The sequence below is a fragment of the Mycobacterium pseudoshottsii JCM 15466 genome (genome assembly GCF_003584745.1).
Taxonomy (GTDB): domain Bacteria; phylum Actinomycetota; class Actinomycetes; order Mycobacteriales; family Mycobacteriaceae; genus Mycobacterium; species Mycobacterium marinum.
In genome coordinates, this window is sequence record NZ_AP018410.1 from 3,427,611 (window position 1) to 3,450,974 (window position 23,364).

At 65.3% G+C, this 23,364-nt stretch carries 12 protein-coding genes and 4 pseudogenes; 6 read left to right on the forward strand and 10 right to left on the reverse strand.

What is annotated here, in order from left to right:
- Window positions 1-236: 236 nt before the first annotated feature.
- Both MPSD_RS15590 and MPSD_RS15595 read right to left on the reverse strand, forming a co-directional pair.
- Window positions 237-1,079: a hypothetical protein gene (locus MPSD_RS15590; protein ID WP_015355684.1), complete on the reverse strand. Its 843-nt coding sequence runs from the start codon at window positions 1,077-1,079 to the stop codon at window positions 237-239.
- Window positions 1,079-3,417: pseudogene (locus MPSD_RS15595) on the reverse strand (putative alpha/beta hydrolase). The gene MPSD_RS15590 and the pseudogene MPSD_RS15595 overlap by 1 nt, the downstream one beginning before the upstream one ends.
- A 570-nt stretch (window positions 3,418-3,987) precedes the next feature.
- Here MPSD_RS15595 and MPSD_RS29475 point away from each other — a divergent pair.
- The 4 genes and pseudogenes from MPSD_RS29475 to MPSD_RS30870 all read left to right on the forward strand — a co-directional run.
- Window positions 3,988-4,267 (forward strand): annotated as a pseudogene (locus tag MPSD_RS29475) (integrase core domain-containing protein); the annotation flags it as partial.
- Between the two features lie 537 nt (window positions 4,268-4,804).
- Window positions 4,805-5,095, forward strand: coding sequence for a hypothetical protein (locus tag MPSD_RS29485; RefSeq protein WP_232022546.1), 291 nt, complete (start codon window positions 4,805-4,807; stop codon window positions 5,093-5,095).
- Window positions 5,085-7,259, forward strand: a complete 2,175-nt coding sequence (locus MPSD_RS28175) for a DUF5631 domain-containing protein (RefSeq protein WP_158420144.1) — start codon at window positions 5,085-5,087, stop codon at window positions 7,257-7,259. Before MPSD_RS29485 ends, MPSD_RS28175 begins: the two co-directional genes overlap by 11 nt.
- A 176-nt stretch (window positions 7,260-7,435) precedes the next feature.
- Window positions 7,436-7,540, forward strand: a pseudogene (locus MPSD_RS30870) (hypothetical protein); the annotation flags it as partial.
- 780 nt (window positions 7,541-8,320) lie between these two features.
- On the opposite strand, the gene MPSD_RS15630 reads toward MPSD_RS30870, so the two are convergent.
- Genes MPSD_RS15630 through MPSD_RS15640 form a run of 3 tightly spaced genes read right to left on the reverse strand, consistent with a single transcriptional unit; the run spans window position 8,321 to window position 13,813 of the window.
- Window positions 8,321-11,683, reverse strand: coding sequence for an ATP-binding protein (locus tag MPSD_RS15630; protein ID WP_086085000.1), 3,363 nt, complete (start codon window positions 11,681-11,683; stop codon window positions 8,321-8,323).
- Window positions 11,676-12,371 (reverse strand): DUF4194 domain-containing protein, encoded by a 696-nt coding sequence (locus tag MPSD_RS15635; RefSeq protein WP_015355679.1) that lies wholly within the window; start codon window positions 12,369-12,371, stop codon window positions 11,676-11,678. The genes MPSD_RS15630 and MPSD_RS15635 overlap by 8 nt, the downstream gene beginning before the upstream one ends.
- A complete protein-coding gene (locus MPSD_RS15640; RefSeq protein WP_020787197.1) occupies window positions 12,368-13,813 on the reverse strand; it encodes a DUF3375 domain-containing protein in 1,446 nt (481 codons plus the stop codon). The genes MPSD_RS15635 and MPSD_RS15640 overlap by 4 nt, the downstream gene beginning before the upstream one ends.
- Before the next feature lie 501 nt (window positions 13,814-14,314).
- Between MPSD_RS15640 and MPSD_RS15650 the strand changes: the two are divergent.
- Window positions 14,315-14,695: pseudogene (locus MPSD_RS15650) on the forward strand (transposase); the annotation flags it as partial.
- 325 nt (window positions 14,696-15,020) lie between these two features.
- On the opposite strand, the gene MPSD_RS15655 reads toward MPSD_RS15650, so the two are convergent.
- The 4 genes from MPSD_RS15655 to MPSD_RS15670 all read right to left on the reverse strand — a co-directional run bounded on the left by MPSD_RS15655 (window position 15,021) and on the right by MPSD_RS15670 (window position 21,489).
- Window positions 15,021-15,284, reverse strand: a complete 264-nt coding sequence (locus MPSD_RS15655; RefSeq protein ID WP_011740305.1) for a hypothetical protein — start codon at window positions 15,282-15,284, stop codon at window positions 15,021-15,023.
- A gap of 6 nt (window positions 15,285-15,290) precedes the next feature.
- A complete protein-coding gene (locus tag MPSD_RS15660; protein ID WP_020787196.1) occupies window positions 15,291-17,867 on the reverse strand; it encodes a WXG100-like domain-containing protein in 2,577 nt (858 codons plus the stop codon).
- Window positions 17,868-18,081: 214 nt separating this feature from the next.
- Window positions 18,082-20,325, reverse strand: coding sequence for an alpha/beta hydrolase-fold protein (locus MPSD_RS15665; RefSeq protein WP_086084999.1), 2,244 nt, complete (start codon window positions 20,323-20,325; stop codon window positions 18,082-18,084).
- A gap of 36 nt (window positions 20,326-20,361) precedes the next feature.
- Window positions 20,362-21,489, reverse strand: a complete 1,128-nt coding sequence (locus MPSD_RS15670) for a M24 family metallopeptidase (protein WP_086084998.1) — start codon at window positions 21,487-21,489, stop codon at window positions 20,362-20,364.
- A gap of 123 nt (window positions 21,490-21,612) precedes the next feature.
- On the opposite strand from MPSD_RS15670, the gene MPSD_RS15675 reads away from it, so the two are divergent.
- Entirely contained in the window at window positions 21,613-22,569 is a 957-nt protein-coding gene (locus MPSD_RS15675) for a 5'-3' exonuclease (protein ID WP_015355675.1), read from the forward strand.
- Window positions 22,570-22,581: 12 nt separating this feature from the next.
- On the opposite strand, the gene MPSD_RS15680 is transcribed toward MPSD_RS15675, so the two are convergent.
- The gene (locus MPSD_RS15680; protein ID WP_020787193.1) at window positions 22,582-23,346 is read right to left on the reverse strand and encodes a DUF4333 domain-containing protein; all 765 of its coding nucleotides are present in this window, start codon (window positions 23,344-23,346) and stop codon (window positions 22,582-22,584) included.
- Window positions 23,347-23,364 lie beyond the last annotated feature (18 nt).

The window sequence follows — 23,364 nt, forward strand, 5'->3', positions numbered from 1 at the left end:
CTTCTCCGCCTTGGGCGCCACCGTCCCGTCGTCTCAGCTCAGTGGCCCTACCTCAACCGAACCGGACTCATCGGTGCACACGCACGCCACCACAGCGGGCCAAGCGGTCACGTCGATACCGGGTTCAGCCGTCCACACCAGGGTGAAATCGTCCAGCGCCGCAGGCCAACCCGCGGCGGCGCCGCAGGCGTACTCGTCGAACCTTCACCCCAAAAACGCTGCGAGGCTTGACCTTCTCATGCATTCGCGCTCGTTGACGGCCAGCCGGGAGACGCCGGCAGGGTCGGAAACAACGACCGGTCATATTCCTCGCCGGGCACAAGGTCGGGGTGCGGGGGCGCCTTCGCGAGACAGGTGTCTCTGTCTTCGGCAGCACCCGGCCAGTCCGACCCCACTCCAGCTGCGACGAACCACCCACCCTGGCGGCTGGTGATCCTCCAACCGGCGAAAACATCGATCGACGGCGCGCGCGCCGGTCCCTGCTGGGCGGGCAGCGGCGCAACAGGCTTGACAGGAGCGGTCATGGTGATCCGCATCTTATCGATACCTGAATACGGTTCTGGCCCTACAACATGCGCGCGCCACCATCCTCCACGCAAATAGCTTTCACTGGCGACGCCGAACGTGTATTCGCAGACTATTACCGTCACGTCGCGGCCGGATGTCGTCACCGACAGAATGTGATCGCGCTGGGTGCCAACCCACCGAGGCTCCCGCGGGTCGTCGGTCTTGGGCCACAGAAACTGTGTGCTGATCGGATCGTGGATGGATTTGTTGGGATCAACCGACTGCGCAAAACCCGGATAAAGATACTTGTCATCACGGGTGATGGAGGCCAGCAGGAACGACTCGGTGTAGGCACGCACCACCACCGCGGGCCACGCGGTCACGTCGATACCGGGTTCGGCCGTCCACACCATAGTGAAATCGTCCAGCGCCGCAGGCCAGCCCGCCGGCGCCACCGCAGACGTACTGGCCGGACCCTCACCCGAGCGCCCACCCGAACCGCATCCGCCGACCAACAGCACAGCAACCGCCAAAAACGCTGCGATGGTTCGCAACTCGGGTCGGATTCGCATCACTTCCTGCCCTGATCGGGGTGCGGGACACCAACGATATCGTCGTAGCGGCTGACCAACGCCGCATCCGGGGACAAGCTCTCGCTGGGCGGCCTGGGTTCGAGCGACTGCGACAAAGCGGGACCAATGACGTTGCTGTATTGACCGGGGGTAACGCCTTGCGGCTCAAGTTCTTCCAGCGTCGCGATGCGCCCGTTGGGGTGGTCGTCGTAGACGATGTAACCGGGCGGCAACCCGGTGACGGTATGTCCCGTTCCGAGCATGGCGTTGAGGATCTCCTGGTCGGCCATGCCCAAAGACATGGGCTGTATCGGATTTTCGGTCGGCGCGGTCGGTGCTGGCCCGAGGATGCCATTTTCCAGGTTCTGGCCCAGGACGCCGATGGTAGGACCAGCGATGCGGCCGACCCCGGGGACAAAGCCACCAGCTGCGGTGAGACCTTGTAAGCCCGTTTCATATGCCGATTTCTTGGACTGGTATTCCGAGACATCCTGGTGATAGCCATTGTCCTCGTTGGCTTGAAACCCGTTGTGGGCCCCGACGTCGACCAGCGCCCGCAACGTCGCGGCGTCGTACAGATGCTGGTTGTAACCCGAATGCGTGGGATCAGCGGCAAAGGCGCCCTCGTGAAGCACGGCCTGCGCGTATGCCTGGCCGTTGAAGTACTGGGCCGCCTCGTTGTCGCTGCTCAGCACCGAGAAGACACCCTTGGCCACCGGCAGCGCACCAGACAGGGTTTTGCCGTCCAGCGGATCACCGAATCCCGGTAATCCCCCAGATGTCTCGGCGATGTTGTTGACGTAGGGCCCCAGCCCGTGGGCCATATCGCGGACCAGGTTCGGGTTCACCTGGCCAAGGGTGTGGTTCCCCGGAAGGTGCAGCAACTCCTGCTGGTTGTTGCCGATGTATGAACTGTAGGCGTGGGCGGTGTCGGCGGCGATCCCTTCCTGCGGACCTTGCACCACCGCAGGGTCTCCCGTCCAGGAAAACAGCGACCCAACACCTTGGCCGTTGTCCTTCCAGTAATGGTGGGTGATGTTTTCCAGGAACTTGTCGTGGTCGGCTCCGGTGATGGTGTCATGCACCACCTGGTGATCCGGCGAGACCGCCGAGAGGGCATTGGAGACCGCCGGGTCTAGAACGGGATCGCGTTCGACGTCTTGGCCTTGGCTGGCAGGGTCGGCATGCCAGATCGGCGTGTCCATCATGACCGATGCCTTGTGAATCATTGCGCGATCCAGCTCGGTATTCGTCTGAAAGCCCTTGTCCCCGTCCTTGACGATACCGGCGATGTCGTTCATTTGATGTGTGAAGAGTGCTCCCGGCGAATTCAACGCCTGCTGGACGCTTTCAGGCAATTGCGTAACACCACCTTTTACCGTGTCGGAACCCTGCTTGGCCCCGACGGTCAGCGGAGTCTTGGGGAAGCTCATATTCGGGTTGCTCATCAGCTGCCAAGAATCGGCGATCATGCCCCTTTGTGCGCCCAGGCGCTGCTCTGCGGCCGCGAGCGCCTCAACGGACATGCCGTGTTCTTGAGCTTGCAACTGGCTCAACACCGAGGCCTGCTCGGCGGTCAACGGAACCTTGCCCGCCAACTGATCGGGGGTGATAGAACCCAGTACAGCATTGACTCGTCCAGCCGCACCCTGGTCACCAGCGAGTGCATCATGGACGTCTTGTTCAGCTTGTTCAGCCGACTCCGGCTCGTGATTGTCGGCGCCCCAAATCCGAGCGGGGTCGAACCCGTCGACAGCCAGACTTTTCTCCGCGGTTCTCAGGAAATTTGAATACCCGTCGCGGATCGAATTCAGCTCAGCCAGGGCAGCCTGGGTGTCGCGAATCGCGTCGTCTTCGCACGCGTGCATGAAAGCATCCAGTGCTGCCTTGTCCTCAGCGGTGAGCTGGTGGTTTCTCTCAAGCATCACTGCCTGGCCGATCTCATCATCGAGTTGCCGCAGCTGACCCTCGAGTCCAGCGATCTTCCCACTCGAGGATCGCTGCACCTCGGCCAAAGCGGCGGCGATGTTTTCCAGATCCACCCCGATCTTGGGTAATTCCAGGGACTGGGCGCCCAGCGACTGGGCAACTCGCTGCACCTCAGCGGAGTCGTTGATCGGGTGCTCGCCGTTCTGCCGATTCCAGGCTTCCTCGAAGCGGCGCCGGGCCTGATCAAACGCGGCGTCCGCCTCCGCGGTGCACCGGCCGGCAGCATGAAACGCCCCCCCAGGTCCGAAATCTGCGCCGGGCGACCCGCTTGGAGGCTTTGATCTATCGCCCACGGATCACCACCGGCTTCGGCGATCAGCAGAGGGATACTTATGTAGCGAAGCTGCACTGCACCCTCCGGGGTTTTGGGTCATCCATATCGGCGAAAACGTACCGGCTCCTGCCTCGTAGCGCCGCTGATGACGACTCTTCGGCAGCCACCCGGGCCACCCGCGGTGGACATCCTACGGAGTCGACGCCGAAGGAGCCACGCGCGAATTCTGCCTTACGGCATGAGTTGTCGCCATTCACTCGATGCTCCTGCACTCCGGAGAAGGGACTGCGGAAGCATCGGCCCCCCTCGCGCACTCCTGGAGGTGTGGCAACCACATCTGTCCTCGACATCGTCGCCAGCCCAACAGCCACGAGAGTGGGAATCGGCCGCGACAGGAATGGCCTCACCCAGGCCACGACGACCACCCACTACCCGAACGGCAGGCCCCACCTCGCTCCGAGACATGGCCGGAAGGTGCCCTGTCGGCCGTTGCCGTCTTACTCGGCGTCCCTCTGGATTCACCGTCAGCGGAGCAACGCGCGGAATTCTCACGTGCGGCGCTAGAACCGGTATTCCCCCCGGTCTCAAACGGCGACAAAAGGGGCGCCACGGCCGCGTTGCCAGCACAATCAACCGATCCACGGGGGTAGCCACCATCGCAGCAATACATTCGTCCACGCTCTGGCCCGCCACGACATGGTCGGCACGGTCGGCGCCATGGGTCGCGTCCAGGCCGCCGGCGACAACGCCGCTATGGCGTCGTTTTTCAGCCTCCTGCGAAAGAACGTGCTCGGTCGCCGCCGCTGGGAAACCCGCGAGCACCTGCGCATCGCGATCGCTACCTGGACCGAAACGCACCTACGACCGCCGCCGTCGGCAAGTCGCTCTTGGCCGGTTGCCCCCGTCAGATTCGAAGCAATCATGATCAGTCGCGCCACCCAGGCCGCGTAGCCGAAACTGTCGCCTATCAGTGCGGCAGACCCACCCGCCGATATCTCCACACGGGCATGCGAGTTGCCCGATGCGCCTATCCAATCCACGATTGGACCGCAAGGTCAGCGCCAGCGACGGGAGGCTCATATCATGGCTGACGACATATCAGCTCGATTCTGGCTACCACCACCGCCGACGCATCCTCGCGAAGGTCATCAACGATGACCCATGCTCCACTCACGGCAACACATTTACGGCAACGAATAGCCTTGTGGCGTGACTACTAACCCCCCCACCCGCCGCGCAATGGGTACCGAACTATCCTCCCCAGCCGGTAGCAAGCCCGCGCACGTGGCCACTCGTCGCCCTGGCCATCATCGCCATAGTGGGTGTTGTGCTCGGGGCCGCAGCACTAGTTGTGGCACTCACGCGCCCAGGGAACGCAGGATCCGCCGCGGCCCCAACAACGACAGCCTCGCCGACATATACAGCTGAGGAGATCGCCGCAGCGCATCAGAAGTTGTGTGAGGTGTACAAGCTGGCTGCGCGTTCTGTGCAGATTGACACCAATGGCGGCGATCCAGCGCTCGCCCGCGTAACTGGTGTGAATGGCGCGGTGATGTTGGAGCAAGCACTGCGTACGGCCCCAGCGCTGGCTCCCGACGAGCGCGACGCCTCCTTTGCACTGGCCGAGGCCTACACCAATGCAAATGCCGTAGCGAGCTTTTCGACTGGACGTGGCGATCCTGCATGGCGGGCAGCGGCCGACGACGTCATCGCCAAGGATGCGGAAATGAGGGCGACCTGTGGTGGGGGCTGACCTACCACCCGGCAAGTGGTCTGCATGGCTGGTCGGCGCTTGGTGGCCCGCATTGCCAGACGCACCCGCGACCGGTGCTACTTACTGGCGCGGGGCGGGGGCAATCAAGCATAACGAGGCGCGCGATCTCCAGAACGAACGATCGCAATTAGCAGTAAATCAGGGCCGCACCGCCGACGACCTAATGGACCGTTACTGGCGGGGCGAACAACGTCTCACCGCTATCGGCGACCAGTGCGATACTAAGAGTGTCCAGAGCGGCCGTGTAGTCGATGCAGTCAACAACCTGCGTGATCGGCTGCGCGACATCGCTCATTCGGGCAATGATGAGACTGACCGAATTCTGTCCGGCAAAGGGCCAACAGAAGCAAAAGTTGCTGCGGTGAACGCCGTTATCGCTGAGAGAAACAGCGAAGCCGCCAACGCGGCAGCAACGACGATGTCCAACATCATAGACGCGACGCAGCGGGTACTCGATGCAACCATCGGCGGCAATGCGCGAACCTGGCTGAGTCAGCTTGGCGCGGACATCGACGGCCCACCACCGACACTCCCAATCACCCAAAACGACCTGGATTCCCCACCGCACACCCCGCCCGAATCATCAACGTTAGGTTTGGCTCTGCAGGACGCATCGGCCCCTAACGAGATTGCGCCAGAGCCACCGCCATCGTCAACTGTCGGCGGAGCCCTTGCGTCCCACGGTTCTTCGACTTCTGCTGTGGTAGCGCCTACGCCTTCACCAGGAGACACAACGTTTGGTGGAGCTATTCGGGGACTGCCAGGCGCACCAGCGTCGCCGACTGGCTTCACCCCCGCCCCCTCGCCCCTCCAGCCCGGTGCCCCCGCAGTCGGCGTCGGAGGCCCATCAATCCCCGGCGTCTCGACACCTGCAGCGTCTGCTCCCCCCTTATCGCCACAGTCCCTGGCTCAGTCTTTTACGAATGGAATGTCGACGGGCGCCCCGGCGGCAGCCGGTGCGAACTCCATATCTGCCGGCGCAATGACCGCGGCCACTGAGCCCCCGCCCCCGACGACCGCTCCTCCGGCGGCGCCGCTCATACCCCCCTCGACCGTCCCAGCCACTGGTGCGGGTTTCACCCATGTTCCAGACGCAGGCCTTGGTGCGGCCCCCACAAGCCCTCCGCCTGTGGCACCACCGACCAGCGACATGACCGGCGGCGTGACGACCGTAGCCCCGATGATGGCCGGCGGCCCTGTCACTGGATCGGTAGCACCGGCGGTCGGGGCGCCCGCGGGGCCGCTGCCCGCCTACGGCTCTGATCTGCGTCCACCGACCGTTGCGCCGCCAGCCGTCCCTTCAGCACCGACCGGCCCAGTGTCAGGCGCGCCGGTGGCCTCACCCTCATCGTCACCGTCCGCCGGTGGGTCGATGGTGTCACCGGTCGCAAAATCCGCCGCCCACGATGCCGCCCAGGCTCAAACTACGAGCGGGCCGACGTCGATGGCCGGCGCGACAGCCGCTGCCACCACCGGGGCGGTGACTGGCGACTCAGCGAAACGATCTGCCGAGCAGCAACGCTTGCGTCGCATCGTCGATGCGGTGGCCCGTCAAGAACCGGGACTATCGTGGGCCGCCGGACTACGCGACGACGGACGAACCACGCTGCTGGTCACCGACCTTGCTGGCGGCTGGATTCCACCCCATGTTCGGCTGCCCTCGCACGTGACCCTGCTGGAACCGGCCACGCGGCGCAGTGATATCGGCGCGGCCGACTTGCTGGGTGCGGTCACCATCTCGGCAGTGCACCAACCGCACGGCTACATTGGCGAGCCGGGAAGAGACGCGCCGAAACTGGCCGGGGACCGCGCGGCGCGGATCGCTCCCGAGATCGACGAACTCGGGCCAACGCTGGCCGAGCACGTGCGTCGCCGCGACGGCTTGCCCCGGGTTGCGCAGGTGGTGGCGGTGGCCGCCGCACGCAATTACGGGGTGCCGGACAACGAGGCGGAGTTGCTGCGCGACAGGGCCAGCGACATTCACCGTTCGGTTCTTGCGGCATACCCGCACCATGATTTGGCCGAGGCCACCGATTGGATGCTGCTGGCAGCCATTGACGCCCTGATCGACGGCAACCGCACGGCAGCGAACTATCACCTAGCCTGGGCAATGGCGGCGATGTCAATGAGGAGACCCACATGACCATCAACTCCGTTCCGGAAAGCTATGGCCACGCGACAGGCATGCCGGCGCCGATACCGCTGGCACCCGGACCTGTCCACCCTGGCGGAACGTCACCGGTTGATGCTGCGATGGCGGGATTTGGCATGGCCACCAACGCCGATCTGGGACCCGTAAACGGCGAGATCGCCGCCGATGATGCCGATCGCCGAGCCCACGCGGCCGATGCCGCGGCGAAGTTCCCGGCGAATGAGGCCGATGCCGCCCAACAGTTCCAAGGCGTGGGCGCCGACGGAATGGCCCAAATGATCCCGCAGATGGCATCGGGTATCGGCGGTGCGCTCAGCGGTGCGCTCGGCGGTGTGCTCGGCCCGCTGACGCAAATACCCCAGCAGGCGCTGCAGGCCGGGCAGGGCGCGCTGCAGCCGCTGATGGGCGCGCTTCAGCAATCCGCCGGCGTTGAGGGCTTGGAGGCCGCGGACGGGGCCAGGCTGGTCGACAGTCTTGAAAGCGAACCCGGTCTTGGCGGCGGCGGAGCTGGTGAGCTCGGCACAGGCGGCGGAGGCGGTGGCGGTGGCACCATCCCGACGGGCTATCTGGGCCCGCCGCCGGTGCCGACGTCATCGCCGCCCACTACTCCTGCCGGGGCGCCGACCAAGCCCGCATCAATGATGTCCACGAGTGGCACACCGTCGAGCTCCACACCGATGGGGGCGACCGGCATGCCCATGATGCCGCCGGGTGCAATGGGTGCCGGCGGCACCGGGGGCAGCAAGGAAAAGCCGGCCGAAAAGCGGGTGACCGCCCCGGGCGTGCCCAATGGCCAGCCGGTCAAAGGCCGCTTGACGGTTCCGCCGAGCGTCCCGGTCAAATCCGTCGACGGCAAACCACCCGTGGTCACCCGATCGACGCGGCGAATCCTGCTCCCTGATCGCAACGAAATCGGACGCAATATCTCCGATGAGAAGACGGACGGCAACGAGTAACGACGCGGCGTCAGCGTTCGACCCGGTTTGCGCGCAGACCGATGCGTGAAGATCCGCGGAGCGCCACAACCAGCCACCGAACCAGTCCGGTGTGCCTCACACCCCGGCTGGTACTCGTTCCGCCGTCTTGCGCATCTCTTGTCGCAGCGACGTGAACTCCGAGATCGTCCTGGTCGCCACCGACGCCACCGGTCGCGCGTTGCCGCCGGTGGGTTCGGTTTTGGACACCATCACCACGCTGTCGATGTAGGGCTCGATGGTGGTGGCGTTCTGCACCGTCGCGACGATCACCAGCTGGAAGCCGAACTTGCGGAATGCGTGCAGCGCCTGCTGCGCGAATTGGGGGTCGGACTTCGAGAACGCCTCGTCGAGCATCAGCTGCGCGAAAACCGGCTTGTTGTTGTCACTTTCGGGGCTGGCCAGGTTGAAGCTCAGCGCGCCGGCGAGGCAGAACGCCATCAACTTCTCCTGCTCGCCACCGGAGTTGTCGCCGGCGTTGCTGTGCGTGCGGATCAGTTCCTCGGTGTCGACGTCCCATTCGGCGCAGTCGAACGTGAACCGGTTGCGCACGTCGAGCGCGTCGCGCGTCCACGCCTTGTCCTCCGGCGCCGTGGAGGCCAGCCGGTTGCGTAGTCGGAGGATCTCGGCGTACTGGTCGAGGATCGCCTGCTTGTCGCCCAGCCCGACCTCGGCGATGCGCCGCGAGATGGACCGCACGATCTGGGTCAGCTCATCCACCGCTACCAGGTGCCGCGGGGTCGCCCGCAACGTCAGCCTGGTGCCACGGTTGAACTCCACCGCCGCCAAACCCGTGTTGACGCGGTCGATCTGGCCGCTGATCCGTCGCGCCTCCTGCTCGGCGACACGGTGCAGCGTGAGGATCGCATCGGGCGCCTGCTCGGTGACCAGCCGCATCATCCGCTCGTAGGCTTCGGGAAGTTCGCGTTCGTCAATGTGGCGGCACAGCGCGACGTAATCGTGCACACGCTCGTCAAAATCGTCGGAGTCATTCGGAATCGCATCGGGAAACGACGTGTCGAACGTGTTCAGGATGCGGGCCAATTCGTCATAGGAACGACGGCGGCTTTCACGCAGTTGTTCACGTTCCTTCTTGATCGCGGCGAACAGCGCATCGCGGTGAGGTTCCGGGTCAAGCAGCTCTAGCGCGACGGGCAGCTGCGCGGCGTAGCGCTGCAGCAGCTCTGTCAACGGCTCGGACACGAACGCCGGGGACAGCCGCTCCTGGAGCTCCAGCAGCCGGGTGCGCCGCTCGTCGAGGCTGTCGCGGCGCGTCTGGATCGCGCCGCGGCGCGTCATCAGTTTCTGAATCTGCGACCAGCATTCGTCGGCGCGGGCGTTGAGCGCCGCGATGTCGGGATTGTCGGCCATCAGCAGTTCGTACTGCTCGCGCAGCCGCTCGGCATGCCCGTCGGCGGTCTCGGTGTCGATCTGACTCCACTGCGGGTATTGCTCGCAGATCGCCTTGCACGCCGCCGTCCGGTCGCGCCACTGCTGGCGCTGGGCGGCGATGTCGTCGGCGGTGCGGCGGGCCTTCTGATAGGCCTCCTCGGCGGCCGCCAGCTCGACGGTCAGCGCGTTGATCTTCGCGGTGACGTCGCCCTGGTAGAGGTACTCGGACAGCTTGACCGGTCGCCGGTCATCCTTGACGGCCAACCGGTCGGAGTCCTTGTACAGCCCCGTGTCGGTGACCGCGCGGCGGAACCGCGAGAATACGTCGGGAGTATCGACGCACACATGGTCGCCGGCTCCGGTGATGACGTCGACAGCTTCGGCGGCACAAAGATGCTTCGGATCGACGGGGAAAAGCTTGCCCGCCAACGTGTTCGGCTCGGGCTCAGCAGGTTCGGCGCCGAGGAACTTCGCCCGCACGTGGTGCAGCTGCAGTCGGCCCCGCATGTCGGTCTCGTTGACGAACCGCAGCACCTTCTCCCAATGCTGGTCGGGCACCAGTAGCCGCAAGCCCACCCCGCGCAGCACCTTCTCGACAGCGAGGCGCCAGCGGGTCTGGCCGGGCCTGAGATCCAGCAGTTCGGCGATGTAGGGCAGCTCGGCGGCGTCGACTTTGATTGCAGCGCAGATGTGGTCGCGCATCGCGAGCGCGAACTCCGGCAGCGCCGAACCGACGTGTTCGACGCGCTTGAGCTCCTTGGCGACATCGTCGCGGGCGATGCGGGCAGCCTTCTGCGCGTACTCGGCGTCGGTGGATGCCTCTCGGTTTCGTTCGACCTTGGCGAGCAGTTCGGTGGCCTGCGCGAGCAGTTCCTCGCGAAGGTTCCAGAACTCGTCTGCGGTGTCGGGTATTTCGATACCCTGGGCGGCCAGCATGTCCTCGTAGGTCGTTCGGCGGCGCTCCACCTGCTCGGCCTGGGTCTCGGCGGCGGTGACCTGCGATTGCAGCGGAGCGATGTTCGCGCTGGAACCGCTGATCTGCGCGTTGAGCGAATCCGCCTCGGCCTTGGCCAGATTGAGGCTGCGGGTAACGTCCTCGTATTCGTTTTCGAGCTGGTCGACGGTGCCGTCGAGCGTGGCGATCTGGGCGGGACATTGCGCAAGCCGGGCGTGGTCGGTGTAGGCGCGCACCATCGGCGCGTCGACGAGGTCGATGATGCCGAGGTCGGAGGACTCCGAGGCGTAGCGCTGCTGGATCTGTTCGATGTCGCCCAGGATCTTGCGTTTCTTCTGCGCAACGGCCAGCAGTTCGCGAGCCTCGACCAGGGGGTCGATCTGCTTGAGCGCCTCGGGCAGCCGGGCCAGGCTGTCGGGTTCGTCGAGCATGAATTCGCGGACGAATTGCTCTAGCCCACCAACGCTTTTCAGCGACTTGGCCTTACCGAGCAGCTGCTGGGCGGCGTCGGACGCGCGAATGCCGATCGCCGCGTAGAGCTGGGCGAGGTACTGCGATTCGACCTTGGTGGAAAACCGCCAGTCTTCTTTGAAGACTCCTGCGTCGAAACGGCCGGAGGCCCAGCGGTTGCAGACTTCCTCGATGTCGAGGTCACCGTCACCGAGTACGAAGCGGCTCGACGAGTCGTTGCGGGACTCGCCTGTCAGCCATTTGAGCACCAGGCCGGTGACGGTGCGGCCGGAGTCACTGGCGTAGGTGACGGCCACGGCCGACCAGGCGGTGCCGTCGCCGCGCAGATACATCACCCGGCTGGTGCCGCCGTCGCTGCGCTGGCCCCAGGCGCCGCGGACGTACTTGTCGACAGTGCGGCGCCCGGCGCTGGACCCGGCGGCGGTGTTGTCTCCGGACGCGTTGAAGTTGCGGCGGTTGAACGGCAGGAATCCCAGCGAAATCGCATCCAGCAGTGACGATTTGCCGCTGCCGGAGGCTCCGGCGATGAGTGCGCCGCCTACGCTGAACGGGATCGAGTGGTAGCCGTCGAACACGCCCCAGTTGATGACCTGCAGCCGAGACAGGTGGAACTGTTCAGTCACCTTCGGGTTCTTCTTCCTCTGCTGGCGCACCGCCGTTGAGCAGCTGCTCGAACTGCTGCTGCAGCTCGGTGATCACCGAGGCAGTCATCACGGCGGTGATGACGGGGCTGATCGTGTAGCTGTCCTCGTCGTCGCGGGTCTTGCGCAGGATCTCTAGGCCGGTCAGCCGGGCGATGGCGCCGTCGATGCGGCCGGCGAACGAGACCGCGTCGCGGTCGGTGTCGTTGAGCACCCCGGAGAATAGGCCGTGCATCTCCTCACGGCTGATCAGGACGGTCTGCCCACCGGAGGCACGCATCATCTGGGCCAGGTGCAGGGCAAGGATCGAGTCGTAGGTGCCGAGCGGCTCGCGGCGTAAAAGCTTGATTCCCCTCGCAGACTCGTAGCGGGCCTGTTCGACAAAAGCGACATCGGCGGCGTCGACGATGCGCAGCAGCAAGTCGAGTTCGGAGAGCCGGACGGCCAGGTCCTTGCGGTATTCGAGCACCCAACTGTAGACGTCGGCGTCGGCTTCGGCGCTGATGTAGCGGCGGGTAAGCAGGTGCTGCAGGGCCCAACAGGCCCGGTCGGGCAGTTCGGAGACATCGCCGTCGAAGCGCGGCCGGCGCTGAACCGGTGGGCGGGCATTCTGGTCGACCTGAGGGAGTGAGGAGAAGTCGATGTCGACTTCATCGTCTTGGAGGGTCACGTGCTGGCTCCGGCGATGGTGTTGATGGGCTCGGTAAATGTCAAACGAGGTACCGCGATTTCGAGGTCACGGCCGTCCAGGGAGCGGAAGCGGACGGCGGTCGACTCGGCGGTGTCGGGGTTGGGCTGTTTGAGGGCCCAGGACCACAGCACGATGACGTGGCCCAGGTAGGCGGTGTCGAGCATGGCGACGGCGTCGGGTAGCGCGACAGGCCCCGCGGTGATCGCGTGGTTGAGCATGTCGGACATCGCGGGCGCGTCGACCTGGGTGGTGAAGGCGGCGAAGCTGGTGAGGTCGACCTCGGTGTCGCCGGGTTTGGCGGGCTTGGGGTTGGACAGGTCGCCGATCCGGAAGCCGAGGGCACCGACGGAACTGATCGCGTGCCGCGCCAGCGGGACCTCGATGTCCAGGCGTGAGTCGGTGAACGACGACTTGAGCAGGGCGCGGGCTGCGGCGATGGCTTCGTTGAGTTGGCGGGCGACACCGCGGCTCTGTTCCATGGTGCCGAACGCGGTGAAGCGTTTGACGCGCTGGGCGCAGCGCTGCTGGATGCGCTCGACTTCGTCGATCTGATGGCCCACGAGCTCGAAGAAGCCGGCCATGACCTTGCGCAGGGCCGGGTCGAGGCTGGGCAGGGCTTCGGCGACGGCGGCGACGTCGGCCTCGAACTCGGCGCGTTGGTCGGGGTCGTTGATCATGCGCAGGAAGGCGCGGTGGGAGTCGCGGCCCTGGGAGTCCCATGCGGCCTGGTAGTCGCTGTACATCTGGCGTTGGCGGTCGCGGTACTCGGCGTTGGAATCGATGGGTTCATCGAGGGCGGAGGTAGCCCGCTCGATCATCGTGCCGTACTGGCCGATATCGGTGATCAGGCGTTCCATCTGCAGGGCGATCGCGCGGGCCTCGTCGTAGCAGTCGGTGACATCGGTTTGGGGACGCTGGCCAGCATCGAGCTGGTCAAGCTCCTCGTGGAGCGCGGCGATTTCGGCTTCGATGTGTTTGCGGATCCGGGCGGGGTCGTTATCCACTTTGACGGCCACTTGCTTGAGGCGCGCGGCGATGCCCGTAATCGAGCCGCCGGTGGCGATGGTGTCCTGGCGACGCAAGCCGCGGAGAAAGTCCAGCGCCCGGCGAGCGTCCTGGGTCAGATAGCAGACATTCTGGCCGTGGCGCTCGTCGACGATGCGGTGCAGCCAGCCCTGCGCGGCCCAGGACTTGATCAGGGCGAGCCCGGGCTGCGGATCGTTGACGTCTTCGAGGTCGCGCTCGAGCTGTACGACGAGCTCGGTCTCAGGCAGCGCCCCGTCGCTGAGGTGGCGCTCCATGAGCGTCGCGTAAAGGCTGAGGTTGGTGGTGGCGAGCAGGCGAATGGCGCGAGAGCCCTGCAAGTCGCGATTGAGATCGAGCAGCTCGGTCGCCGACAGTCCCGCGTTGTCGTCGTGCATCTGCGTCCTCGATCTGTAGTTGGTCGGACGCCTCAACATAGGGCAAGACGGCGACATCTCTGGTGTCGGCCCAGTCCGTGTCGGGCGGGATTTTCGTCACCGCGCATGTTTACCGACGTCAGCGGAATGTTCGCTCTCCCAAGGCTTGCGCCGACTCGGCGAACTTGTGGTGCTTCTGTGGATTGTGAGGCCTGTGGTGCTTTCGGGGTGTGCACGCCAGCGCACACCAAGCCCGGCGTTCGTCGGCACACCAGCTGAGCGTCACCGTGACGAACCTCCCGGCATGCCCGGCGGCGCGCGTTGATCGATGGCAACAGAGATGGACCCGTGTTGTTGGACGGCGGGTTAGGTGGCGCCGGCGCAGGCGTCGGGGGCCAGGAACGCAGCACGCTTTGCCTCGGCGCCAGGGCTCCGGCGTTGTTGATTAGCAGGCTTGTGAGCTGGGTTGATGATCTTTGGTGCCGCGCTATTGGGGCCGGAGTGTAGGCACGGGCTATCTGGAGAACGATCGAGTTGGTTACTGTTCGTCGTTGGTCTGGAGTTGCCCGTGCCTACCGTTTCAGTATTGCCTGGGTCTATGCCATCTGCAGCCTGCCGTTCGAGCACGCCCGCCCTACCGCGATCATGACCTGGATGCGTCAACACTGGGGAATCGAGAACAGCCTGCACTGGATACGCGACGTCACCTTCGACGAAGACCGTCAAAGGGCACATACCGGAAACGGCGCACAGGTCCTAGCAACGCTACGCAACACCGCGATCAATCTGCACCGCCTCAACGGCGCCGACAACATCGCCGAAGCCTGCCGGATCACCGCTTTGACCGCCAACCGCCGCCTAGACCTCCTCAATCCACAATTCCCCAGCTCACAAGCCTGCTAATCAACAACGCCGGAGCCCTGGCCTCGACGCCGATATCAAGGTAATTCGGTAGCTCATCGGCCACCCCGATGGCAACGACCTCCACCGCAAAATTCGCCAACAGCTACCAAAGTCAATGGCGCACATCATTTATCCCATATTCAACCCATCAGAAGGGCACGACCGAATGTCCACAGAGGCCCTTCTCGCGCCGCTATCGCAATGCGCTAAAATATCCTTTAAACGAATATCACGGCAAATGGGTTGTCGAAACCATCCTAATGTCAACGAATTGATCCGCTCATCACTTCAATCCGGGTCCGACCATGACCCGGAAGGCGCCACATCACACCGGCGTCCCCCTGTTGCTGCCAGGCCGCTGCAGGAGCAAGTCATCGTGTTCACGGCGACGGCAAGCCTCGATGAAGGCAATTGCCGCCGAGCTGTCGCGCAAGAAATTGTCGTATTGGTCTCGAGTAAGCTCGTAATACTCCTCGTAGTCAACGATCCCGTTGCTGACCGGTATCGATGCGTAGTACCGGCTCGAAGTGGATTCGATGCCAATCGAGTATCTGTCTTCTCGTGAAAAATATGTGTCATCAAACTTCATTCGATCTCATTTCTCCTCGAAGACATCCGTCACAGTGTAGTCACCCTGGGGGATTTTTCCGCCGTCCACAACCGCCTCTGAGGCGCCAGTGGGCAGGCGCCCTCCCGGAATCCATTGTTCGTTGGCACCCGCTTCATTACCGGAAGGAATCCGGAGGTTAAATTGCCGAGGATCCTCGATGTCGATCCTGACAATCTGGTTTGAGTCGAGAAATCCCTCGGGCAAGCCCAATTCTTCCTCCATAAGACGCAAGTCACCGCCCGTGCCCGCGATCATAACGTCGGCTTCGCTTTTTGGCATTACAAATGAGGTGCCGTCGCGTTGCGCGATCCCATATTTATCGAGATTGCTTTCCGGCATAAAGCGGGTCGCGCCGTCAGTGAATCTGTCAAGATGACCCTGAATATATTCGGGTGATAAGTACTCGGATGGGTCGGGGCGACTCCCCTTTGGCATCGCGATGATTTCGTCACGCTTCTCCGCGCTCAATCCGTGACCTGACACATCGTCCCCGTGGGCATCACCTCCATCTGCAGTCCCATGAGCCGTGCCGTCGCGCGGTGGTTCAGCGTGGCGAGCGCCGTGGGACGCGTCGCCCGGTCCATGTGGACCACCGCCGTGCGGGGGCAATCCGTGCGGATGTCCCCCGGACGGACCGGCGTCGCCAAGCCCGTGTGGAACACCGCCGTGCGGCGCTGATAGCTCAGCCGGGCGACCCGCGCCGGTCATCACGTGGGCCCCGGGCGCGGCCGGTATTGCGGCCGGTGCCGAATGCGCGCCAGCAGGTACCGGCCCAGCGGCAGCGCCGACGGGAACACCCGGCGCTCGTGCCGGTTCACCCACGTGCGGGGTGACCGGCGACACCCGCTCACCCGGCGTCACCGCCGTTGCTGCTGGATGAGATCCGGCCACTGGCGCCGATGCCGGGTCATGCGGGCCGAACGCAGGTTCGGACCTGCCAGGGACGACCGAACCGGGCGCCCCGGAAGGCGCCTCGAGGGCCGGCTTGCCGGGTGGCACCGATTCCACTGGACGCGGCGTCGGCTCGATCGGGGCACCTGCCGGCTTCGGGGGCGGCAGGGCCACCGGGCGACCGCCGACGGGGGGATCAGCCTTGGGTAGATCACCGCCCAGATTTGCCAGATCCTCGGTCAGACCACGACCGGTCTTGCCGATGTCGCCCAGTGTGCGGCCGGCGCCCGCGAGGTCACCAACCTCACCGGCCAGTCGACCACCCCGACCGGCTGCCGCAGCGGCATCGGCCGCCTCGCCACCAACCTCGGCTGCCCGCGCGGCTCCCGCAGCGCCCTTGGCACCCGCGCCGGCTCCCCCGGCTCCCGGAACAAATAGTGTCGCGACGTCGAACAGGTTTCCCCCGAAACCCAGTCCCGGCCGATCGCGGCGCCAATCCTCAAGGTGCAGAGGCCCTTTGACCATCTCTTTGTCCGCGGCGACTGCCTCCTCGGGGTTGAGCAAGTGGTTGATCAATCCCGTCTTGGTCATGGCTTTCCAGGTTTCCGCCGCCCCCTGCGGGTCGATCAGGAAACGTTGCGGGTTGAGCTGCTCGATGCCTTCCACCATCCCGACAGCGGCTTTGAAAACTCCTTCCTGCGTATTGGTGTAGGCGTCGAACACGGTCGCCAGTGGATTGCCGACATCTTGACCGAGGAACTGGGTGAGCTGACCGCGCACGTAGCGCTGCATTCCCACCACCAAGCCGTCGATGGCCTGCATCCCTTGCTGCATCAGCTGCTGTTGAGCGCGGGCCTGACGCCCCAGGTTGCTCAGCACGGCCCGGATGTCCTCGGCGATCTCTTTGATCTCGTCGAGCGCATCACCCTCGAAAATGGCCACCACCTGATTCCACAGCCCCGAGACGGACCCGAATCGATCCAACAGATCCCGGATCGCGTCCTGGGTGTCGGCCACCTCATCGGCGAAGTCGTCGAGTGCACCGGCCAGTTTCCGGCACTGTGCCCCCACGCCGGCCAGATCGGAGCCGATTGCCGATAGGACCTGCTGAATCTGTACGCCTTCGGGAATGTCTTGTCCGGCCACCACCGATTTCGGAGAGTTCAGTGCGCCCTGCACGCCGTTGAGGGCCGCCGCGAAGTCGCGCCAGTGCCCCGCGGCCGCGTGCAAGCCCGCGACATCCCCGTTGGGCCACAGGTCACCGACGAAGGCCTCGACCACCGACCACAACGCCGGAGCAAGCACCCCGGAACCTAGCGTCCCCGGCGCTCCGGGAGCCGTGAACTGCGCCGGTTCCGACGGCGCAGGCAAGACGCCGGCTCCCCCGCCCAGCGTCGAGGCCGCCTCGGCAGCCGAGTAGTTCGACGCGGAGAGCTGAATCTTGGCGCCGTTGTGGCGCAAAGCGTTGATCCCGGCCCCCGCCGCTTTCACCAACGACTCCGCCGCGTCCTGATAAGCCAGCCCGAACACCTCGCCGGCCGTATCCTGACCGGTGTTGGCCGAAAAGCCCGTGGTCAGCGAGCTCAATGCCGCCGCCAAGGCATCGCCCGCGGCGGTCACGGCACTGCCGGCACCCGACAGCGCCTCGGGATCAACCGACAACGGAGCCACGCCCGGATTTTTGCCCAAAGCGCCGCGTCGCGGTATTCACCCTGTTTTTGCGCGCTAAATCTAGCGACGACTGGTGGGGAGCACCAGCCACCAGTCCACAGCCCCTAGCAAGGGGTGCGCAGACAACGCGTGGCCGATGACGTCAACGCCAAGGACGCCACAATGAAGGCCCGCTGCGCCGGCGGCTAGCCGACCCATCACCGGCCGCGACGCGTCAGCTACGCGTCAACGTAATACTGTGCCGCCCAATAGGAACCGACACCGTCGTACCTACTGGCTGATCATCCAGCTTCACCTCCACCCCGGCGGGCAACGCGCCAAGCGTGATCTGTGCGGCGGTGTCGGTAGCCACCTGAATCGTCGATGACGGCAGCGAGGCCAACCCCGCGCGCTTGACGTCGACGGTCAGGCTGGCCACCCCGGTGAGCCGCAGGGTTAGATACGGCAGCTCGTCCACGGGCCCTCCCACCTGCCAATCCAGCTCGGTGTAGAGCCCGGGTGTGGGATCGAAATGCGGAACGAAACCGCGATGGCGCCGAATGCTGTGCATCGGGTCAGGTCGGGCATAGGAACGGGCATCGACCTCGGCGGTGGCCCCGCGGCGCGCCGTCACCGCGGGGTCGGCGGTCAGCTCCGACAACCACCACACCTGGTGCGGCCCGATCCCCAAATCGGCCCGCACCAACTGCGGATACCACGCAAAGGTGATGTGCCCCGGATCCGCTTGGCGCAGGCCGGTTCCCATGTGCGCGATCGGATCGTTGAACTTGTCCTGCAGGATCCAGGCGATGTGGTCTTCGAACGGATAGACTGTAAATCGGTGCCGGTAGCCGAGGCGGTCCAGCTCGAGCACCTGCTCGGCCACCGACGGGAACGGCACCAGCTCGTCGAGCAGGCCATGGGCGATCACAAGCGGCAGCCAGCGCGCGTTGCCCAGTAGCTCCCAGCTATCGCCCTCCCGGGCGCAGGGCGAGTCCAGGTTGAAATCGGCCGGGATGTCGACGTTGGGCACCAGGCGCACCCCACACGTCGGCGGCCCGGCCAGCACAACTGCCTGGGCAAACACCTCGGGATAGGTCAAGCCCAGCTTGTAAGCGCCGTAGCCGCCCATCGAATAGCCACAAACCACCGTGCGGTTGGGATCGGTCCCCAACTGCTCGGCCACCCGCGCCCAGACCTCCCACGCGTCGAGTTCACCGGCGCCGAAGTACCAAGTAGACGGACCACGCGCCAGCGGGGTGACCACCACCGAGCCTCGGGTTTCGCAAACCTCGTGCAGCAGGCGCGGATCGATCGAAGCGAACTGGTTTTGCCCCAGCGCAAGCGAATGCAGCAGCAAGGTAAGCGGCATCGCGCGGCCGGGAGCATAGGTTGAGGGCAAGCACACCGAGTACGGCTGCACCCGGCCCAGAAACTGCGGATCGGTGTCCAGAACGTTTCCCGCAGCCACACCCTGCCCGAGCTCCACCGAGGACACATACCAGCGCGTCGAGGGACCGGTGATCACCGGTTCGGGTGCGGTTTCTCGGCCTGCCAACTGGTCCCACGCCACGGCTACCGCGAATTCCGAAACGTCACCGCTGGTCAGCGCGGCGGCTTGGGCCTCGTCAGACCAGAAGTTCAGATGCGGCTGCTCCTGATTGTGGGTGCGAAACGCCACGTTGTAGACGTTGGGCTGGCCCGGCAGGGCACCCCGTTCGGCGGGCATGTCGGCGAACCCGTCCCCCGCCGAGTTGGCCAATCCGGCGGCCAGCCGAACGGTCCAAGTCCCTGACGGCTCCACTACCGACCGCGGCACCCGCGCCAGAAACGACCGTGCCGGCAGGTCGACGCTGTGTTCGACGGGAGTCTGCACGTGCGTGACCAGATCGATCAGCCGGGCGCTGCGCCCCGAGATCAGCAGCGCCATGTCGATGCCCTCCGAGCGCACACCGGCCCCAGCCGGCCAGTCCGCTGACGCGCTACGGCTGCGATCGGTGTCGAAGGTGAACAGCGCGATTGGCACGGTGGCGTCCTGCAGCGTGTTCCAGTCGACGCGCCACCAGGTGTGCGTCTCGGTGAGCCCGATCGCCACGCGAAAGATGTCGGCGCCGTTGCCGGCCGCGGGACCATCGGGATAGACGTAAGTGCCCCGCGGCGGCGCCTGGATCTTCAGATCGCCGACCGGCAGACCCGTCGCGCCATGATCGTCGTAGATGAAGTCGGTCCAAAACAGCGCCCCGCCGGCCAGGCGAGCGGCGCCACACGTACGCGGGAATTCCTCGCCGAACGGCCATCCCGCCGGTACCGGAAGCGTCGGCTCAGGCCGTCGCGCGGCCGGTGGCACCCCCTCGGGCATCCCGTCGACCACGATGAGTTCGGCCGGGGGTGTCGGCGAACGTTGCCCCACGGGCACCACGGCCTCGGCAACGCTACGCGCGATACGAAAAGGAAGCAGCGCTAGATCCACCAATGACACCCCGCCAACCTACTTGGCGCAGCCGACATCTGGACGCTAAGACACCGGCACCACCATCAGCTCGTGCGGCCGATTGTTGACCGATAACGCACCGTTTTCGGTAACCACCACAATGTCCTCGATGCGGGCTCCCCACCGGCCCGGAAAGTAGATGCCCGGCTCGACCGAGAACGCCATGCCCGCGACCAGCGGCAACTCGTTGCCGGCGACGATATAGGGCTCCTCATGCACACACAGCCCGATACCGTGTCCGGTGCGGTGCACAAAGTACTCGGCCAATCCGGCGTCGGCCAGCACGTCACGGGCGGCAGCGTCGACCTGTGCCGCCGTAACCCCCGGACGGACCGCATCAACGGCCGCACGCTGAGCCCGCTGCAGGGCCGAATACTGTTGTGCCACATCAGGACTAGGATCGCCGATGCTGTAGGTTCGGGTCGAGTCCGAGTAGTATCCGGGCTCGTATGTCCCCCCGATATCGACCACGACGATGTCGCCGACCTGCAACTTTCGGTCCGAATATCCGTGGTGCGGATCGGCGCCATGTGGACCGGATCCGACGATGACGAATGCCACTGCCGAATGCCCCTCGGCAACAATCGCTTCGGCAATGTCGGCGGCAACCTGCGCCTCGGTGCGGCCGGGCACCAGAAACGCCGGTACCCGGGCATGCACCCGATCAATGGCGGCTCCGGCCTTGGCCAGCGCGTCCACCTCGGCCGCCTCCTTGACCATCCGCAGCTGACGCGGCACATCGGTAGCCAATACCGGCAGCACCCCCAGCGCATCGGCCAGCGGCAACAAGTGCAGGGCCGGCATCGAATCGGTAACCGCGGTAGCTGCGGGCGCACCCCCCAACGCCTCGGCCACCAGCTGGTACGGGTCATCGCCGTCGACCCAATCGCGCACGCACACTCCCAAATCCGATGCGGCCGACTCCTTGAGCGACGCGAGCTCCAAGCGCGGCAAGACGATGGTCGGCACCCCAGAAGCGGGCAGCACCAGCGCGGTGAGCCGCTCGAACGTATCGGCGCGCGAGCCGATGAGATAGCGCAGGTCATAGCCCGGAGTGATGACCAGACCGGCAAGGCCGGCCTGCTCGGTCGCGGCCGCCGCCGCGGCCAAACGTCGCGCGTACACCGCGGTGTCGAATCGCCCAGAATCCATGCCAGCCAGGCTAATGCCCGGCGACTGGCGGATGCGCGGTTGCCCGGCTCCTCTTCACCCGCTGCGCGCCCACATCGTCGCCAGGGTGACCGCCCCCGCACCGGCGCTGGCAGGATAGCCCGCATGCCTGCACCCCTGCTGTTGCTGGATGGAGCCAGCATGTGGTTCCGCTCCTACTTCGGCGTTCCTTCGTCGATCACCGCTCCGGATGGCCGGCCGATCAACGCCGTCCGCGGATTCATCGACTCGATGGCGGTGGTGATCACCCAGCATCGGCCCAGCCGGCTGGCGGTCTGCCTGGACCTGGATTGGCGCCCGCAATTCCGGGTGGACCTCATCCCGTCCTACAAGGCGCACCGGGTCGCCGAGCCCGAGCCCGCCGGACAGCCCGACGTCGAGGAAGTGCCAGACGAGCTGACTCCGCAGGTCGACATGATCATGGAACTGCTTGACGCCTTCGGAATCCCGGTCGCGGGCGCAGCAGGTTTTGAAGCCGACGATGTGCTGGGAACGCTGGCAGCCCAGGAACAGCGGGACCCGGTGGTCGTGGTCAGCGGGGACCGCGACTTACTGCAGGTCGTGGCCGACGACCCGGTCCCGGTTCGGGTGCTCTACCTGGGCCGCGGGCTGCCCAAAGCCACGCTGTTCGGGCCCTCCGAGGTCGCCGAACGGTACGGGTTGCCCGCGGAGCGGGCCGGGGCGGCCTATGCCGAGCTGGCCTTGCTGCGCGGCGACCCCTCCGATGGCCTGCCCGGGGTGCCCGGGGTCGGTGAAAAGACCGCGGCTACCTTGCTGGCCCAGCACGGCTCACTGGATCGGATCGTGGCCGCCGCGCACGACCCCAAGTCCACGATGGCCAAGGGTGTGCGGACGAAACTGCTTGCGGCCTCGGCCTATATCGATGCCGCCCGCTCGGTAGTACGGGTGGCCACCGATGCGCCGGTCACCTTCACGACGCCCACCGACGCGCTGCCGCTGGTTGCCGCCGACCCTCAGCGCACCGCCGAGCTGGCTACCGAATATGGCGTCGGATCGTCGATCGCGCGACTACAGAAGGCTCTGGACGCGTTGCCTTCGTGACGCTTCCGACCGCTATTGCGGTCGGCCAACCTCGTAGGTGCCCTTGTTGTCCTGGAAAGTCACGGTCACGTGCTTAGATGCGCCGTCGATGCTGACGGTGCAATCGAAGGTGGCACCCTTCTTGACGGTGGGGTCGGTGCCGTCGTTGCACTTGACGTCTTTGACGTTCTTGGCGCCGTAGCCATTGGCCTCATCGGTCAGAACCTGCTGCACACCGGCATTGGCCTTGCTGACGTCGAGCTTGGTAGTCACGAAGAATCCCGGCACCCAGAACCCGAGCACCAGAATGACGACCACGAAGAGCAGCGCAATTCCGCCGACCACCCCGCCGATGAGCGCCATCGAGCGCTTGGATCCCTGACCCGACTGGTCGTACGGGCTGAATTGGCCCGGGTACTGACCCGGCTGACCGTATTGCCCCGGTTGCCCTGGCTGCCCCGGCTGGCCATATTGGCCGGGCTGGCCGTATTGACCGGGCTGGCCATATTGGCCGGGCTGGCCGAACTGTGGAGGCGCCCCGAACTGGGTGGGCTGGGAACCGAAGTCGGACTGCCCATAGCCGGGTGCGGCCGGGTACTGCTGCGGATAAGCCGGCTCGACAGGTTGCTGGTACTGCTGGTAGTCAGCGGCCGGATACGACGGCGGTTGCCACGACCCTTCCTGGCCTGGCTGCTGCCAAGGCGATCCGGCAGCCATGGTCGGGTCTGAGGAATGGTCACCGCCCTGGCCGGGTGGTTGCCACGACTGTCTAGGATCTGGTCCCTGCGGTCCGCTCATTGTTTCTCCTCAGTTCGT